The organism is Kribbella sp. NPDC004138, assembly GCF_053603655.1.
Genome location: NZ_JBSGFZ010000007.1, coordinates 286,439 through 301,783 on the forward strand (window position 1 = coordinate 286,439; position 15,345 = coordinate 301,783).

Annotated in this window: 20 protein-coding genes; 15 read left to right on the forward strand and 5 right to left on the reverse strand. The window is 69.3% G+C overall.

What is annotated here, in order from left to right; genetic code table 11:
• Positions 1-125 precede the first annotated feature (125 nt).
• The 3 genes from ACWEOO_RS12595 to ACWEOO_RS12605 all read left to right on the forward strand — a co-directional run bounded on the left by ACWEOO_RS12595 (position 126) and on the right by ACWEOO_RS12605 (position 2,081).
• Positions 126-1,067: a tyrosine recombinase XerC gene (locus ACWEOO_RS12595; protein WP_452143047.1), complete on the forward strand. Its 942-nt coding sequence runs from the start codon at positions 126-128 to the stop codon at positions 1,065-1,067.
• A gap of 84 nt (positions 1,068-1,151) precedes the next feature.
• Positions 1,152-1,631 carry an RrF2 family transcriptional regulator gene (locus tag ACWEOO_RS12600; protein WP_355483615.1) on the forward strand — a complete coding sequence of 160 codons (480 nt, stop codon included), beginning with the start codon at positions 1,152-1,154 and terminating at the stop codon, positions 1,629-1,631.
• Between the two features lie 51 nt (positions 1,632-1,682).
• A complete protein-coding gene (locus tag ACWEOO_RS12605) occupies positions 1,683-2,081 on the forward strand; it encodes a VOC family protein (RefSeq protein ID WP_359930833.1) in 399 nt (132 codons plus the stop codon).
• Between the two features lie 3 nt (positions 2,082-2,084).
• On the opposite strand, the gene ACWEOO_RS12610 is transcribed toward ACWEOO_RS12605, so the two are convergent.
• Positions 2,085-2,678 (reverse strand): murein hydrolase activator EnvC family protein, encoded by a 594-nt coding sequence (locus ACWEOO_RS12610; protein WP_452143048.1) that lies wholly within the window; start codon positions 2,676-2,678, stop codon positions 2,085-2,087.
• A gap of 285 nt (positions 2,679-2,963) precedes the next feature.
• Here ACWEOO_RS12610 and rpsB point away from each other — a divergent pair, with 285 nt between their 5' ends.
• The 6 genes from rpsB to ACWEOO_RS12640 all read left to right on the forward strand — a co-directional run bounded on the left by rpsB (position 2,964) and on the right by ACWEOO_RS12640 (position 7,769).
• Positions 2,964-3,935: a 30S ribosomal protein S2 gene (rpsB, locus tag ACWEOO_RS12615; RefSeq protein WP_452143049.1), complete on the forward strand. Its 972-nt coding sequence runs from the start codon at positions 2,964-2,966 to the stop codon at positions 3,933-3,935.
• 120 nt (positions 3,936-4,055) lie between these two features.
• Positions 4,056-4,874, forward strand: coding sequence for a translation elongation factor Ts (gene tsf, locus ACWEOO_RS12620; protein WP_359930842.1), 819 nt, complete (start codon positions 4,056-4,058; stop codon positions 4,872-4,874).
• A 49-nt stretch (positions 4,875-4,923) separates the two neighbouring features.
• Positions 4,924-5,685, forward strand: coding sequence for a UMP kinase (gene pyrH, locus ACWEOO_RS12625; RefSeq protein ID WP_452143050.1), 762 nt, complete (start codon positions 4,924-4,926; stop codon positions 5,683-5,685).
• Positions 5,686-5,779: 94 nt separating this feature from the next.
• A complete protein-coding gene (gene frr, locus ACWEOO_RS12630; protein WP_355699360.1) occupies positions 5,780-6,334 on the forward strand; it encodes a ribosome recycling factor in 555 nt (184 codons plus the stop codon).
• The gene (locus ACWEOO_RS12635) at positions 6,334-7,182 is read left to right on the forward strand and encodes a phosphatidate cytidylyltransferase (RefSeq protein WP_452143051.1); all 849 of its coding nucleotides are present in this window, start codon (positions 6,334-6,336) and stop codon (positions 7,180-7,182) included. Before frr ends, ACWEOO_RS12635 begins: the two co-directional genes overlap by 1 nt.
• Entirely contained in the window at positions 7,179-7,769 is a 591-nt protein-coding gene (locus ACWEOO_RS12640) for a GNAT family N-acetyltransferase (protein WP_452143052.1), read from the forward strand. The genes ACWEOO_RS12635 and ACWEOO_RS12640 overlap by 4 nt, the downstream gene beginning before the upstream one ends.
• On the opposite strand, the gene ACWEOO_RS12645 is transcribed toward ACWEOO_RS12640, so the two are convergent.
• Together ACWEOO_RS12645 and ACWEOO_RS12650 are read right to left on the reverse strand one after the other, a co-directional pair.
• The gene (locus ACWEOO_RS12645; RefSeq protein ID WP_452143053.1) at positions 7,759-8,718 is read right to left on the reverse strand and encodes an LLM class flavin-dependent oxidoreductase; all 960 of its coding nucleotides are present in this window, start codon (positions 8,716-8,718) and stop codon (positions 7,759-7,761) included. The genes ACWEOO_RS12640 and ACWEOO_RS12645 overlap by 11 nt on opposite strands.
• Positions 8,719-8,746: 28 nt before the next feature.
• Positions 8,747-9,148 carry a MarR family winged helix-turn-helix transcriptional regulator gene (locus ACWEOO_RS12650; RefSeq protein ID WP_452143054.1) on the reverse strand — a complete coding sequence of 134 codons (402 nt, stop codon included), beginning with the start codon at positions 9,146-9,148 and terminating at the stop codon, positions 8,747-8,749.
• Between the two features lie 61 nt (positions 9,149-9,209).
• Here ACWEOO_RS12650 and ACWEOO_RS12655 point away from each other — a divergent pair, with 61 nt between their 5' ends.
• The 5 genes from ACWEOO_RS12655 (at position 9,210) to ACWEOO_RS12675 (ending at position 12,925) form a co-directional block, all read left to right on the forward strand.
• The gene (locus ACWEOO_RS12655) at positions 9,210-10,088 is read left to right on the forward strand and encodes an LLM class flavin-dependent oxidoreductase (RefSeq protein ID WP_452143055.1); all 879 of its coding nucleotides are present in this window, start codon (positions 9,210-9,212) and stop codon (positions 10,086-10,088) included.
• A gap of 95 nt (positions 10,089-10,183) precedes the next feature.
• Entirely contained in the window at positions 10,184-10,864 is a 681-nt protein-coding gene (locus ACWEOO_RS12660) for a C39 family peptidase (protein ID WP_355699290.1), read from the forward strand.
• 83 nt (positions 10,865-10,947) lie between these two features.
• Positions 10,948-11,253, forward strand: a complete 306-nt coding sequence (locus ACWEOO_RS12665) for a SelT/SelW/SelH family protein (RefSeq protein WP_452143056.1) — start codon at positions 10,948-10,950, stop codon at positions 11,251-11,253.
• Between the two features lie 41 nt (positions 11,254-11,294).
• Entirely contained in the window at positions 11,295-12,413 is a 1,119-nt protein-coding gene (gene rlmN, locus ACWEOO_RS12670) for a 23S rRNA (adenine(2503)-C(2))-methyltransferase RlmN (RefSeq protein ID WP_355483639.1), read from the forward strand.
• Positions 12,413-12,925, forward strand: a complete 513-nt coding sequence (locus ACWEOO_RS12675; RefSeq protein ID WP_452143057.1) for a DivIVA domain-containing protein — start codon at positions 12,413-12,415, stop codon at positions 12,923-12,925. Before rlmN ends, ACWEOO_RS12675 begins: the two co-directional genes overlap by 1 nt.
• On the opposite strand, the gene ACWEOO_RS12680 is transcribed toward ACWEOO_RS12675, so the two are convergent.
• On the reverse strand, positions 12,909-13,604 hold the full coding sequence (locus ACWEOO_RS12680; RefSeq protein ID WP_452143058.1) for an alpha/beta fold hydrolase: 696 nt from the start codon (positions 13,602-13,604) through the stop codon (positions 12,909-12,911). The two genes, ACWEOO_RS12675 and ACWEOO_RS12680, sit on opposite strands and share 17 nt — an antisense overlap.
• A 77-nt stretch (positions 13,605-13,681) precedes the next feature.
• Here ACWEOO_RS12680 and pdxY point away from each other — a divergent pair, with 77 nt between their 5' ends.
• Positions 13,682-14,533 carry a pyridoxal kinase PdxY gene (gene pdxY / locus ACWEOO_RS12685; RefSeq protein WP_452143059.1) on the forward strand — a complete coding sequence of 284 codons (852 nt, stop codon included), beginning with the start codon at positions 13,682-13,684 and terminating at the stop codon, positions 14,531-14,533.
• A gap of 104 nt (positions 14,534-14,637) precedes the next feature.
• On the opposite strand, the gene ACWEOO_RS12690 is transcribed toward pdxY, so the two are convergent.
• Positions 14,638-15,339 (reverse strand): alpha/beta fold hydrolase, encoded by a 702-nt coding sequence (locus ACWEOO_RS12690; protein ID WP_452143060.1) that lies wholly within the window; start codon positions 15,337-15,339, stop codon positions 14,638-14,640.
• Between the last annotated feature and the right edge of the window lie 6 nt (positions 15,340-15,345).

The following is a 15,345-nucleotide window of genomic DNA, read 5'->3' on the forward strand; positions in this document are numbered from 1 at the left end:
CCTCCGTTGCTACTAGGGCAATCGGGCCGAACAGTAGTCGACCGTTGGGCTATCGACCAGACCTCCTCTGCTCGGCGTCCGCGCGGTGGCTTGCGATGCCGGGCCACCTCACGCATCGTCGAGGCATGACGCCGGGCGAAGTCAGTGGAAACCGTTCCTGGCCGGAGGGTTTCGCTGTGTTACTGGCTGACTACGAAAGGCATCTGACGGCGGAAAGAGACCTCAGCACTCACTCGGTGAGAGCCTACATCGGAGACGTCGCGGATTTACTCGAACATTTGATTCGGCTTGGTCACGATGATCTCGGGCAGTTGGACATCCGGGGATTACGGTCCTGGCTGGCCAAACAGCAGAGTCTGGGGAAATCCCGCAGCACGATGGCTCGCCGTGCGACGGCCGCCAGGGTGTTCACGGCGTGGGCGCAGCGGACCGGGCGGATCGATACGGATCCGGGAGCGCTGCTGGCGAGCCCCAAGGCGCACAAGAGTCTCCCCGGGGTGCTCGGCGAGGCCGACACCCGGGTCGTGCTCGACGCAGCCGGAGTCGCGGCGGACGACGGCAGTCCGGTCGGGCTGCGGGATCTCGCGATCATGGAGTTGCTCTACGCAACGGGTATTCGCGTCGGCGAGCTGTGCGCTCTCGATGTCGATGATGTCGACCGGGAACGCCGCGTCGTACGAGTCTTCGGCAAGGGGCGGAAGGAGCGGTCGGTCCCGTACGGGGTGCCGGCCGGTCAGGCGCTGGAGCGATGGCTGTTCGAGGCGCGGCCGAAGCTGGCACGCGAGGGGAGTGGGCCGGCGGCCTTTCTCGGGGCGCGTGGCGGCCGGATCGACCAGCGGACCGTACGGCGGATGGTGCACCAGCGGATCGCCGTCGTCGACGCGCCTGATGTCGGTCCGCACGGACTGCGTCATACCGCGGCCACGCATCTTCTCGAGGGCGGCGCGGACCTGCGGAGCGTCCAGGAGCTCCTCGGGCACGCGTCGCTCGCGACCACGCAGATCTACACCCATGTCTCCACTGATCGCCTTCGGCAGGCCTACCTGCAGGCCCATCCGCGGGCCTGAGAGGACGCGCTCGGGCGGTCCGGGCCGAGGGATGTTCGCGGGTGATGCGGCGTGTGGGCGCCGGGATGCGGCAGACTGCGGGACATGCGGGTTTCGGCGAAGTCTGACTATGCGTTGCGAGCTCTGATCGAGATCACCCAGCGATGGGTCGCGGGCGACCCGGCGGTCGTGTCGGCCGAGGAGCTGAGCCGGGCGCAGGGCATTCCGCACGGGTTCCTCCAGGGCATCCTCGCCGACCTGCGCCGGGCCGGCGTGCTGTCGAGCCAGCGTGGGCAGTCGGGCGGCTGGCGGCTGGCCGTCGACCCGAACGAGATCTCCGTCGCCGACGTGATGCGGGCTGTCGACGGCCCGATCGTGAGCATCTCCGGCGTCCGGCCGGAAAGCGTGACGTACAACGAGCATGCGGTCGTCCTGCAGCGCGTCTGGATCGCGGCGCGCGCCAGTCTGCGGGACGTCCTCGAGAACACCACGCTGGTCGATCTCGCCAAGAACAAGCTGCCGGCCGGCGTGGAGCGCCGCTCGCGCGACGAGGACGCCTGGCAGGCCCGGGTCCCCGGGAGCTGATCCAGTGTTACAGTCATGGCTTATATAAGCCATGACTGAAGGAGATGGGCGATGCAGCAGATCAAGACGTTCCTCATGTTCGAGGGCGGCGCGGAGAAGGCGATGAGCTTCTACCAGTCGCTGTTCGACGATGCCGAGGTCGTGTCGATGGTCAAGTACGGCGCCGAGGGACCGGGGCCCGAGGGCTCCGTCATGGTTGCCGTCTTCCGGCTGGCCGGACAGGAGTTCATGTGCAGTGACAGCTATCTGCATCATGGCTTCACCTTCACTCCTTCGATGTCGTTGTTCGTGGACTGCAGGGACGAGGCGGAGCTCGAGCGGTTGTACGGCGCGCTGAGCGAGGGCGGCGGCGAGCTGATGCCGCTGGGGGACTACGGGTTCAGCAAGAAGTTCGGATGGGTGAACGACCGGTATGGGGTGTCGTGGCAGCTGAACCTGCCGCACGAATGAGCCCTATTCACGCCTGATCAGCAGGCCGGCGGTCAGCGTGAGCGCTGCCGTGGCGGCGATGACGAGCTTGGCCGCGCGCCGGCTGCCGTCGGGCGGGTCGCCTGCCGGTTTGTCCGGCGGGTTGCCGACTGAGTTGACGGCTGGTTCGGCGCTGAGCGGAAGCAGGCGGATCGGGCGACGGGGGAGCAGGGTGAGGGGATTCAGGTACCGCTTGCCCTGCAGGAGGCCCCAGTGCAGGCAGGCTCGGGGCAGGCAATGGGAGCCCGCGGTGGACAGGCGGCCGATGACGGTGCCGGTGGTGACGGTGGCTCCGACGGCGACCTCGGGGACGACCGGTTCGTACGTCGTACGGCGGGGGCCGGTCGCGATCGTGACCACGCCACGGCCGGCGAGCGGGCCGGCGTATGTGACGCGGCCGGGAGTGGCGGCGAGGACGGGCTGGCCGATGCGGCCGGCGAGGTCGACGCCGCGGTGGCCGGGGAGCCAGGGTTTCGCGGGTAGCTCGAAGCCGCGCACGATCTCGGGGCGCGGCTGTAACGGCCAGGTGGCAGGGGGTGCGGGTGGGAGGGCGGCGAGGGTCAGGACGGCGAGGGTCATGCCAGGGAAGATGCCGTGGTGGGGGCCGGATTCGACCGGCCCGATCCGGAATTGTGGACAACGAGGGCCGGTTCGCGTCCGGCGGCCGTGGTCCCGTACACTTCCGGTGGCGCCACACCTAGGTGGGGCGACTACGCATGCCCGCACAAGTGCGTCGGTTCCAGCGGTCCCGGAGTGATCCGGGCGGAGTCGCGCGACGGGCATCAGGAGCTGCGGATCATCCGATCCGAGGCGAGACAACCGAGTAGACCCGGGACGACCCGGGTCGCAATAAGGAGACACCTCATGGCCGTCGTGACCATGAAGCAGCTGCTCGAGAGCGGCGTGCACTTCGGGCACCAGACCCGGCGCTGGAACCCGAAGATGAAGCGCTACATCCTCACCGAGCGCAACGGCATCTACATCATCGACCTGCAGCAGTCGCTGTCCTACATCGACCGCGCGTACGAGTTCGTCCGCAGCACCGTGGCGTCCGGCGGCGCGATCCTGTTCGTCGGCACCAAGAAGCAGGCGCAGGAAGCGATCGCCGAGCAGGCGACCCGGGTCGGGATGCCGTACGTGAACCAGCGCTGGCTGGGCGGCATGCTGACGAACTTCCAGACCGTGAACAAGCGGCTCCAGCGCCTCAAGGAGCTCGAGCTCATCGACTTCGACGACGTCGCCGCCTCCGGTGTCACCAAGAAGGAGCTGCTGCAGAAGCGTCGCGAGCACGACAAGCTGCTCAAGACCCTCGGCGGTATCCGCGACATGGCCCGGGTTCCGGCCGCCGTGTGGATCGTGGACACCAAGAAGGAGCACCTCGCCGTCGACGAGGCGCGCAAGCTGAAGCTGCCGATCATCGGCATCCTGGACACCAACTGCGACCCGGACGAGGTCGACTACCCGATCCCGGGGAACGACGACGCCATCCGCTCGGTCGGCCTGCTGACCCGCGTGGTCGCCGACGCCGTCGCCGACGGCCTGATGGGCCGCTCGGGCCAGGGCGCCGCCGCGGCCGGTGAGGAGCTGGGCCAGGAGGAGCCGCTGGCCGCCTGGGAGCGCGAGCTGCTGGAGAGCCAGAACAGCGCCGCTGAGGCGAAGGCCGCCGAGGCCACCCCGGCGACCGAGGCTGCCCCGGCGACCGACGTGCTGACCGAGCCGGTCGCGACCGACGCTGTGGTGACCGAGGCCAAGGCCGAGGAGACCCCGGCCGTCGAGGAGACCCCGGCCGTCGACGCGCCGAAGGCCGACGAGGCGCCGAAGGCCGACGAGGCCTGACAGCCCGTATGCCGCCCGGTTCACGCCGGGCGGCGCCGGGCTACGCCGCGAGGCCTCGAAGCGGGGCCTTGCGGGCAGCCCGTCCACCCAGCCGCACCAGACAAGACGAGAGAACGAGGAATGGCGAACTACACCGCCGCTGACGTGAAGAAGCTCCGCGACACCACCGGCGCGGGCATGATGGACGCGAAGAAGGCGCTCGAGGCCACCGACGGCGACTTCGAGAAGGCCATCGAGGAGCTGCGCATCAAGGGCGCGGCCAAGGCCCAGAAGCGTGGCGCCGAGCGGTCCGCCACCAACGGCCTGGTGGCCGCGGCGGAGAACGCGCTGGTCCAGCTGAACTGCGAGACCGACTTCGTCGCCAAGAACGAGCAGTTCCAGCAGCTCGCCGCCGACATCGTCGCGCACGCCGCGGCGAGCAAGGTCGGGGACGTCGAGGGTCTGCTCAACGAGAAGCTCACCGACGGCAAGTCGGTCGCCGAGAACATCGAGGCGCTGGCCGCCGTCATCGGCGAGAAGCTGGAGCTCGGCAAGGTGGCCGTCTTCGACGGCAAGGTCACGGCGTACATGCACAAGCGCGCCGCGGACCTGCCGGCCCAGGTCGGCGTGCTCGTCGAGTTCGAGGGCGACGACGTCGAGGCTGCCCGGGGCGCCGCCATGCAGGCCGCCGCGATGCGCCCGCTGTACACCACCCGCGACGAGGTCCCGGCCGAGACGGTCGAGAACGAGAAGCGCATCGCCGAGGCGACCGCGCGCGAGGAGGGCAAGCCGGAAGGCGCCCTGCCGAAGATCGTCGAGGGCCGGGTGAACGGGTTCTTCAAGGACGTCGTGCTGCTGGAGCAGCCGTCGGTCACGGAGAACAAGAAGTCCGTGAAGGCTGTGCTCGACGAGGCCGGTGTCACCGTGAAGCGGTTCGCCCGCTTCGAGGTCGGCGCCTGATCCCGCGAAGGATCTGAGCACACAGTCAACGAACGAGGAGGCCGGAATCGTGACGGAAACCCTGGGTACCGAGACGAGTCCGGCCTCTTCGCCGTTCTCGCCCGCCTATCACCGGGTGCTGGTGAAGCTCTCGGGTGAGGTGTTCGGCGGCGGCAAGCTCGGCGTCGACCCCGACGTGGTGAACTCGATCGCCAAGCAGATCGCCGACGTGGCCCGGTCCGGCGTCCAGGTCGCCGTGGTGGTCGGCGGCGGCAACTTCTTCCGCGGCGCCGAGCTCCAGCAGCGCGGGATGGAGCGCAACCGCGCCGACTACATGGGCATGCTCGGCACCGTGATGAACTGCCTGGCGCTGCAGGACTTCCTGGAGAAGCTCGGCATCGAGACCCGGGTGCAGACCGCGATCACGATGGGCCAGGTCGCGGAGCCGTACATCCCGCGCAAGGCCGAGCGGCACCTGGAGAAGGGCCGCGTGGTGATCTTCGGCGCCGGCTCCGGCATGCCGTACTTCTCCACCGACACGGTCGCCGCCCAGCGGGCGCTGGAGGTCGGCGCCGAGGCCCTGCTGATGGGCAAGCAGGGGGTCGACGGCGTCTACGACTCCGACCCGAAGAAGAACCCGGACGCGGTGAAGTTCGACCAGCTGTCGTACGACGACTTCCTGGCCCGCGGGCTCCGGGTCGCCGACGCCACCGCGATCAGCCTGGCCCGCGACAACGCCCTGCCGATCGTCATCTTCGGTCTCGAGGAGGGCAACATCGCCCGGGTGATCCACGGCGAGAAGATCGGTACTGTCGTCTCCCGGGGGCAATAACCGGGCGTAGCACGGCGTACCACTAGGATCGTTGGACACAGGCGAAGTAGGACCGGCCGCGCCGATGCGGCCTGAGGAAGCGAGGAATGTCGTGATCGACGAAGCTCTCCGCGATGCCGAGCAGAAGATGGCCAAGGCCGTGGAGGTTGCGAAGGACGACTTCGCCGCGATCCGCACCGGCCGGGCGCACCCGCAGATGTTCGCGAGCATCCTGGCCGACTACTACGGCAGCCCGACTCCGCTGCAGCAGCTGGCCGGTTTCCAGGTGCCGGAGCCCCGGACCGTGCTGATCTCGCCGTACGACAAGGGTGCGATGGCGGCGATCGAGAAGGCGATCCGCGACTCGGACCTGGGCGTGAACCCGGGTAACGACGGCGCGGTGATCCGGGTGGTGATGCCGCAGCTGACCGAGGAGCGGCGCAAGGAGTACATCAAGGTCGCGAAGACCAAGGCCGAGGAAGCCAAGGTCTCGATGCGCAACATCCGCCGGCACGCCATGGACCAGGTGCACAAGACCGTCAAGGACGGCGACGCCGGCGAGGACGAGGGCAAGAGTGCTGAGAAGCGCCTCGACGGGTTGACGAAGAAGTACGTCGACTCCATCGACGAGCTGCTCAAGCACAAGGAAGCCGAACTGCTCGAGGTGTGATGGGCGTCGAGAGCACGCCTGCGCCGAGCCCCAGCCCGAGCCGTGCCGGGCGTAATCTGCCTGCGGCGATCGCGGTGGGGGTCGGGCTCGGCGCCCTGATCCTCGGATCGCTGTACTGGCAGAAGGTCCTGTTCGTCGTTCTCGTGCTGGTGGTCGTCCTGGTCGCGGTCGACGAGATGATGAAGGCGCTGCGCACCGGCGGCGCGGTGATCCCGCGGGTCCCGCTGTTCGCCGGTACGGCGGCCATGCTCGTGGCGGCGTATTTCGGTGGACCGATGGCGCTGCTCGTGGCGCTCGGCATGACCGTCCTCGGGACGATCTTCTGGCGGATGCCGGGTGGATCGGTCGGATTCGTCCGGGACGTGAGCGCCGGGGTCTTCCTGATCGGCTACGTTCCGCTGCTCGCCGGGTTCGCGATCCTGCTGGTGCAGCCGGAGGCGGACGGGCCGGGGCGCGTGGTGACGTTCTTCCTGGTCGTGGTCGCCAGCGATGTCGGTGGCTACGTCGCGGGCGTGCTGTTCGGCAAGCATCCGATGGCGCCGACGATCAGTCCGAAGAAGTCCTGGGAGGGCTTCGCCGGTTCGACGCTCGCGTGTATCGGGGCCGGGATCGCGTCCGTCGTCTTCCTGCTGGACGGTGACTGGTGGGCCGGCGCGATCGTCGGCGCGGTCGCGGTGGTGACCGCGACGGTCGGCGACCTCGGCGAGTCGATGATCAAGCGCGACCTGGGCATCAAGGACATGTCGAACCTGCTGCCCGGTCACGGCGGCGTGATGGACCGGCTGGACTCCCTGCTCGCGACGGCGCCGATCGTCTGGCTGCTCCTTCATCTGCTGGTGAAACCGTGACCGTTGCTCCGGACGGACGGTCGCTGGTCGGCGACGTCGTGCGGCTCGATCGGATGCAGAAATCCGACATCGACGAGCTGTATGCCGCGATCGGCAACGAGCAGGTGTACGCCGGTGGGTTCGGCGGCGGGCCGGCCGCGATGCCGGCGAGCGCGGACGAGATGCGCGCGAAGTGGATCCCGGCCGCGGCCAAGCGGTTCGCGTACGTCGTCCGCCTGGTTGCCGACGGCACCGTCGTCGGTACGTCGAGCCTCGGCGACGTCGACGTGCTGAACGAGCGAATCCACCTCGGCTGGACGGGTTACGCGCCGGCTGTCTGGGGTACGGCGGTGAATCCGGCCACGAAGCTCCTGCTGCTCGAGCACGCCTTCGAGGTCTGCGGATTCGGTCGCGTGAAGATCCAGACCGGCTCGAAGAACACCCGCTCCCAGGCGGCGATCGCCAAGCTCGGCGCGACCCGGGAGGGCGTGCTGCGCCGGCACATGCTGATGGCCGACGGCTCGTTCCGCGACACGGTGGTGTTCTCGATCCTGGCCGACGAGTGGCCGGATGTGCGGAAGCGGCTGGAGGACCGGATCAGCCGGTGAGCTTCGCCAGCGCGGCGTAGTTCGCCAGCAACGCGCCGCGGTCGAAGGTGTTCGTGGTGATCAGCAGTTCGTCCGCCGCGGTCCGTCGTACCAGGTCGCCGAGCGCGTCGTCGACGTCCGCGGGCGTTCCGTAGATCTGGCCGCGGAGCGCGTTCTCGAAGAACTCCTGCTCCCGCGCGGTCATCGACTCCGGCACGTCGGGCTGCAGCGGGGGGAACACGCCACGGGTCCGCGAGTACGCCGCTGACCATGCCTCGGGCAGCAAAAGCTGCCGCGCGGCCTCGGTGGAATCGGCGATCGCGGCGGTGACAGCAAGAATGACGTACGGCTCGGACGCCCAGGCGGACGGCCGGAACGTGCTCCGGTAGTCCTCGAGCAGCGCGGCCGAGTCGGGGCGCGCGGCCAGCACCAAAGGCAGGCCCAGCGTCGCCGCGATGGAGGCGCCCTCACCGACGGCCAGGATGAACGGCGGGATGTGCAGCCCTTCGCCTGGTCGGGCGTGAACGTCCGAGGTGCCGGCGAGGTACCCGAGGAGCTCCTGCACCTGCGCGGTGAAGTCCTCCGCCGCGTCCTTGCCGACACCGAGCGCGCGCCGTACGCCGTTGGTGAAGCCGACCGAGCGCCCGAGCCCCATGTCGATCCGGCCCGGGGACAACGACTCCAGTACGCCGAACTGCTCCGCCACGACGAGCGGGTTGTGGTTCGGCAGCATCACGCCGCCGGTGCCGACCCGGATCCGATCCGTGCGGGCGGCAACAGCCGCGGCCAGCACTGTCGGGGCGGAGCCGACCACTCCTGGCACGCTGTGGTGCTCCGAGACCCAGAAACGCTTGAAACCAAGCTCTTCCACCTGCTGAGCGACATCGACGGTCGCCCGCAGTGTCTCCGCCTCGGACTCGCCGGCCCGCGTCCGTGAGCGGTCCAGGACTGACAGCGGCACGGAGAGCATGCAGAGTCCAACTGACGCGCTGGAGCCCTCATTCCCCCAGCAGCAGCCGCAACTCTTCGCGGAACCGCGCGCCGTCCGGGAGGGGAGTGAGGAACTCCCGTTCCACCTCCAGCCGGATCCGCTCGGCCGAAGCGAACGTCGACTCGCCCTGCGGCGTCAGTGCGACGACATTCCGCCGCCGGTCCTCGGCACTGCGCCGGCGTTCGACGAGCCCGCGGTCCTCGAGTCCGTCGAGCAGGTCGCCGATCGACGTCCGGTCCACCCGCAGCCGGGCCGCGACCTCCAGTTGGGACAGCGGCTCGCCGGCCGCGATCGCCGACAGCACGGCCAGGTCCCGCCCGGTCACGCCGTACGGCGCCAAGGCCGCGGTCTGCGCCTCGGTCAGCTGCGCGAGGACGTGTTTCAGCAGGTACCCGAGCCGGTCAGCCATACGTCAAATCTACCGGGCAACTGATCGTCAGTAATCCTGATCATCAGTTATCCTGACGATTATGGAACTGACGTTCGGTCTGAAGACCACCCCGATGCACGTCCCGTACGCCGACATCCGCCGCGTCTGGCTGGAGGCGGACGAGGAGCCGCGGATCCGCGACGCCTGGCTGTGGGACCACTTCCTCCCGCTCGCCGGCCCGAAGAACGGCGACGTCCTCGAGGGCTGGACCCTGCTGACCGCGCTCGCCGCGCAGACCACGCGGCTCCGTCTCGGCCTGCTGGTCACGAGCAACCGGATCCGCCCGCCGGCCGTCCTCGGCAAGATCGCCGGCACCCTGGACGTGATCTCCGGCGGCCGCCTGGTGATGGGGCTCGGCGCCGGCGGCACCCACCAACCCACGGGCCCGAATCCCGCGATCGAGGAGTACGCCGCCTACGGGCTGACGCTCGTGCCGCCGGGGGAGGGGGTCGAGCGGCTGCGTGAAACGATCGAGATCCTGCGCCTGATGTGGAGCGAGGACGAGTTCGACTTCGACGGCCGGTATTACACGCTCGAGCGCACCCGCAGCGCGCCGAAGCCGGTCCAGGCCGGCGGCCCGCCGCTGCTGATCGGCGGCTGGGGAAACCGGATGATGCGGCTGATCGCGGAGTACGCCGACATCTGGAACATCAGCGGCCCGCCGCACACCGACCTCGACACGCTGGCCGATCGGGCCCGCCGCCTGGATCTGGAATGCGAGCGGATCGGACGCGACCCGTCGACGATCAGCCGCTCGCTGCAGCAGATCGTCTCGTACGACGACCCGGCCGGGACCCGCGAGATCGTACGGAAGGCCGTCGGCCTCGGGTTCGACCACATCGTCCTGTCGCTGCCCCGGCCGTACCCGGACCGGGCGGTGCGCTGGCTGGTCCGCGAGTTCATCGAGCCTTTCGACTGATCTGGAAAGGGTTGGTGATTTTTTCACCACACTGCAACACGTCGTGTCAGGATCAAACCGGACGGCCCGCCCCGGTCGTCCAGTGAGGAGCTGACATGATTCCCACGACGAAGTTCAAGGCCGCCCTGTGCGGTCTCGCCCTCATCACGGCCGCGGCGCTTCCGGTGAACGCGGCCACCGCCGCACCGCAAGCTGCCGCACAGGCTGTGTCCGCGGAAGCGATCGCGGCGAGCAAGCCGGTCCCGAAGCTCGGCTACTCGACGCAGACCCTCAAGACGCTGAACATCGACTTCCAGTACCAGCAGACCGGCTACTGGTGCGGCCCGGCCGCGACCCGGATCGCGCTCTCGGCCCGGATCTCCCCGCCGAGCCAGCAGCAACTGGCCAACGAGCTGCCCACCACGACCAACGGCACCGACTGGATCGGTCAGGTCACCCGGGTGCTCAACAACCACCTCGGCACCGGCTGGTACGAGACCAAGGAGATGCCGAACGACCCGCCCACCCAGGCGCAGCGTGACCTGCTCTGGCGCGACGTCGTCCTCGACATCAACAACAACTACCCGATCGTCGCCAACATCGTCGCCCCGGCGAGCAACCACCCGCCGGGCTACCCGAACTACACGATCTACCACTACTTCACGGTGATCGGGTACGACGACAGCGACCAGACCGTCCTGATCGCCGACCCGGCCGGCTTCGCCCCCACCGCGACGTACTGGCTGACCTTCAACCAACTGGCCACCCTCATCCCGCCGAAGGGCTACTCGGCCTGACGCCCGCTTTGTGCACCAGATCTGTACGGCGATCGCGCTGAGACACCGATCTGGTGCACAACGTCGGCCGGTACGGTGAGGGCGTGAGTCGAGCGCCGCGGTTGGAGATCGAGTACTGCACGCAGTGCCGGTGGTTGATGCGGGCGGCGTGGACCGCGCAGGAGCTGCTGACGACCTTCCCGAAGGAGCTCGGCGAAGTGGCGCTCGTGCCGGGGACCGGGGGAGTGTTCGACGTCAGCCTCGACGGGGAGCTGTTGTGGTCGCGGAAGGCCGAGGGCGGGTTCGCCGAGATCCCGTTCCTGAAGCAGCTGGTGCGGGACCGGATCGCTCCGGACCGCAAACTCGGGCACTCCGACCGCAAGCCGGGTGACGCGGGTCATGGGATGTGAATTTGTGAAGCGTCCTGCCGACGGGCGACAATAGGTCGGTTATGTCTACCTCCCTGCCTCTTGTGTTCGATGAGCCGCGCCGCGCCAAGAAGCCGCCGCGGCACCTGGCCGACCTCACCGGGGAGGAACGGCGGACGGCGGTGGCGGCGCTCGGCGAGCCCGCGTTCCGCGCCAAGCAGCTGTCCAACCACTACTTCTCCCGGCTGGTGTCCGACCCCGCCGAGATGACCGACCTGCCGGCCGCGACCCGCGACAAGCTGGTGGCGGACCTGATGCCGCCGCTGCTGACCCGGGTCCGCGACCTGGAGTGCGACAACGGGGAGACCCGCAAGACGCTCTGGAAACTGCTCGACGGCTCGCTGGTCGAGTCCGTCCTGATGCGGTATCCGGGCCGCGCGACGATGTGCGTGTCCTCGCAGGCCGGGTGTGGGATGGCGTGCCCGTTCTGCGCGACCGGCCAGGGCGGCCTGACCCGCAACATGACGACCGCCGAGATCGTCGAGCAGGTCGTCGACGGCGCCCGGGCGCTCGCCCGCGGCGAGATCGCCGGCGGCCCGGGCCGGGTGTCGAACATCGTGTTCATGGGCATGGGCGAGCCGATGGCGAACTACAAGGCCGTGATGGGCGCTGTCCGGCGGTTCACCGATCCGTCGCCCGAGGGCCTCGGGATCTCCGCGCGCGGCGTCACCGTGTCGACGGTCGGGCTCGTGCCGCGGATCAACCAGCTGGCGACCGAGGGGATCCCGGTCACGCTCGCGCTGTCGCTGCACGCGCCGGACGACGAGCTGCGCGACGAGCTGGTGCCGATCAACAATCGCTGGAAGGTCGACGAGGTGCTGGACGCGGCCTGGGGGTACGCGCGGCAGACCAAGCGGCGGGTCTCGATCGAGTACGCGATGATCCGCGACATCAACGACCACGCCTGGCGGGCCGACCTGCTCGCCGAGAAGCTCAACGCCCGCGGCGACTGGGGCTGGGTGCACGTCAATCTGATCCCGCTGAACCCGACACCGGGCTCCAAGTGGACCGCGTCCGACCCGGCCGACGAGCGCGAGTTCGTCCGCCGCCTCGAGGCCGGCGGGATCCCGGTCACCGTCCGCGACACCCGGGGTCAGGAGATCGACGGCGCCTGCGGTCAGCTCGCCGCGAGCGAGTCCTGATGCTGAAGCCCGAGTTCCGGGTGCGCCGGCTCGGGCAGCGCTACGACTGCGGACAGGTGGACGCCCTGGTGGCGCGCATCCTCGCGACAGCCGAACGCCGGTCCGTCGGGCCGGATGTCACCCGCGACGAGATCCGCGGTGCTGCCTTTCGTACGCCGCTGCTCGGCCCTGGGTATCCGGTCGAGGACGTCGACGATTTCCTCGCCGAGGCAGAACGCTGGTTGCCCGGGCGACCGGCGGCTGAGCCCGCGGTCGCGGCGGAGACCGGAGGACGGCCGGCGCCGCAGTTCACCACGGTCCGGCTGCGTGAGGGGTACGCCGTGGACGAGGTGGACGATTTCGTCGACCGCGTGATGGCGACCGTGAACGGCCGCCCGGTCACCCGGCCGGTGACGGCGCAGGAAGTCCGCGGGGCGCAGTTCAGCCCGACGCGGCTCTCCGAGGGGTACGACATCGAAGAGGTCGACGCGTTCCTCGACACCGCGGAGGCATGGCTCAGCGGAGCTCGGTGAGGAGCTTCGCGAGCGCGGCCGGCTGGGAGAACATCGGCCAGTGGCCCGTATCCAGCTCGAGCAGCTCCCAGGACGGGGACGAGAGCTGCTCGACCACGGCCGACGAGGGGGTCGCACCGTCCATCAGGCACTTGATGTACGTCGTGGGCAGCTCGCCGATCGGCTTGGTCAACTGAGCCGGCTCGGTGATCGATCGGCCGGGATGCGGTGTACCACGCTCCAGAATCAACGCGACGCTCTCGTCGGACAGGTCCTGGCCGACATAGTCCTCCGCGGTCAGCGGCGGCCAGTAACCGTCGGCGCTCTCCATCTGGTCGCGCACCCAGGCCTGACCCTCCGCCGACCAGCCGTCCACGAAGGACTGCCCGTCGGCCGGGATGTTCGAGTCGACGTACACCACCCGGCGCAGCCGGTCGCCGATCCGGCCCGCCGCCTGCCCCACCGGGATCCCGGAGTAGCTGTGCCCGGCGAGCACGACGTCGCGCAGGTCGTTGTCCTCGACCACGGCCACGACGTCCTCGACATGCTGCTGCTGCCCCGCGTCCTCGCCGTGCCGCTCAGCCAGCCCGCTCAGGGTCACCGCATACACGTCGTGGCCCTCGGCTCGCAGCACCCCCGCGACCTCGTCCCAGGCCCACGCCCCGAGCCACGCCCCCGGCACCAACACAAAGTTCGCCATGCTGCGCACCGTAAACCACCCCGCCGACAAACCGACCCGCTTGCACGGGCGCCGGTCCGAACGGGCATGATCGAGCGGTGAAGATTCTCTCGATCCAGTCCGCGGTCGCGTACGGGCATGTGGGCAACTCGGCCGCTGTGTTCCCGCTCCAGCGCATCGGCGTGGAGGTGCTGCCGGTCTACACGGTGAACTTCTCGAATCACACCGGGTACGGCGCGTGGCGGGGCCCGTTGATCAGTCCGGACGACGTGCGCGAGGTCCTGCTCGGGATCGAGGAGCGCGGGGTCCTGCCGCAGATCGACGTGATCCTGTCGGGCTACCAGGGCGGCGAGGGGATCGCCGACGTCATCCTGGAGGCGGCGAAGCGGGTCAAGGCGGCCAATCCGGCGGCGGTGTACTCGTGCGACCCGGTGATGGGGAACGCGAAGTCCGGCTGCTTCGTCGCTCCCGCCATCCCGGTGCTGCTGCGCGACCGGGTCGTTCCGGCGGCCGACATCATCACACCCAACCAGTTCGAGCTGGGCTTCCTGACCGGCACCGAGCCGGACACCCTCGAGTCCACGCTGGCCTCGGTGGAGCTGGTGCGCGCGACCGGGCCGCGGACGGTGCTCGTCACGAGCGTCGAGCGTCCCGACCGTGAGGACGGCACGATCGAGATGCTGGCCGTCGACGACAGCGGTGCCTGGCTCGTGCAGACGCCACACATCCCGATGAAGGCGAACGGCTCGGGTGACGTGACGGCAGCGCTCTTCACGGCGCACTACCGCCGGACCGGCGATCTGGCCGAGGCGCTCGCCCGGACGACCTCGAGCGTCTTCGACCTGCTCACGCGCACGCATGAGTCGGGGGAGCGTGAACTGCAGCTCGTCGAGTCGCAGGACGCGTACGCCTCCCCGCAGATGCAGTTCACGCCGCGCCAGGTCGCCTGACTGGTTCGCTGACCCAGACCGCTGACCCAGACCGCTGACCCAGACCGCTGACCCAGACCGCTGACCCAGACCGCTGACCCAGACCGCTGACCCAGACCGCTGGCTCAGACCGCCGCGAGGATCCTCGCCAGCTCGGCCGGTTGGGAGAGCATCGGCCAGTGACCGGTCCGCATCTCGACCAGCTGCCACTGCGGTGACTTCAGCTCCTGCTGTACGTCGGGAGCAGGCTCGTCACCTGCCATGAGGCACTTGACGTACGTCGTCGGCAGCTCACCGATCGGCCTGGCCAGCCGTGCGGGCTCCGTCAGCGTCAGGCCGGGGTGCGGCGTACTGCGGGACACGAGCCGGCTGACAGCCTCGTCGGACAGGTCCTGGTCGACGAAGTGCTCCGCCCCGGCCGGCAGCCAGGTGCCGTCGCCTTCGAGCAACTGCTCCTCCAGCCAGGCCCTGTCGTCGTCCGGCCACCCGTCGGCGAACGAGAGGCCGTCAGCCGGGATGCTCGAGTCGACGTACACGACGTGGCGCAGCCGGTCTCCGATCTGCCCGGCTGCCTGCCCGACCGGGATCCCCGAGTAGCTGTGGCCGACCAGCACCACGTCGTACAAGTCGTTGCCCTCGATCACCGAGACGATGTCGTCGACGTGCTGTTGCTGCCCGACGCGCTCCGAACCCGGCCCCTGCCGCTCCGCCAGTCCGCTCAGAGTCACCGCGTACACCGCATGCCCGCCGTCCCGCAGCCTCTCCGCGACGGCGTCCCAAGCCCAGGCTCCCAGCCGAGCCCCCGGTACCAACACGAACTCACCCATAGAGAC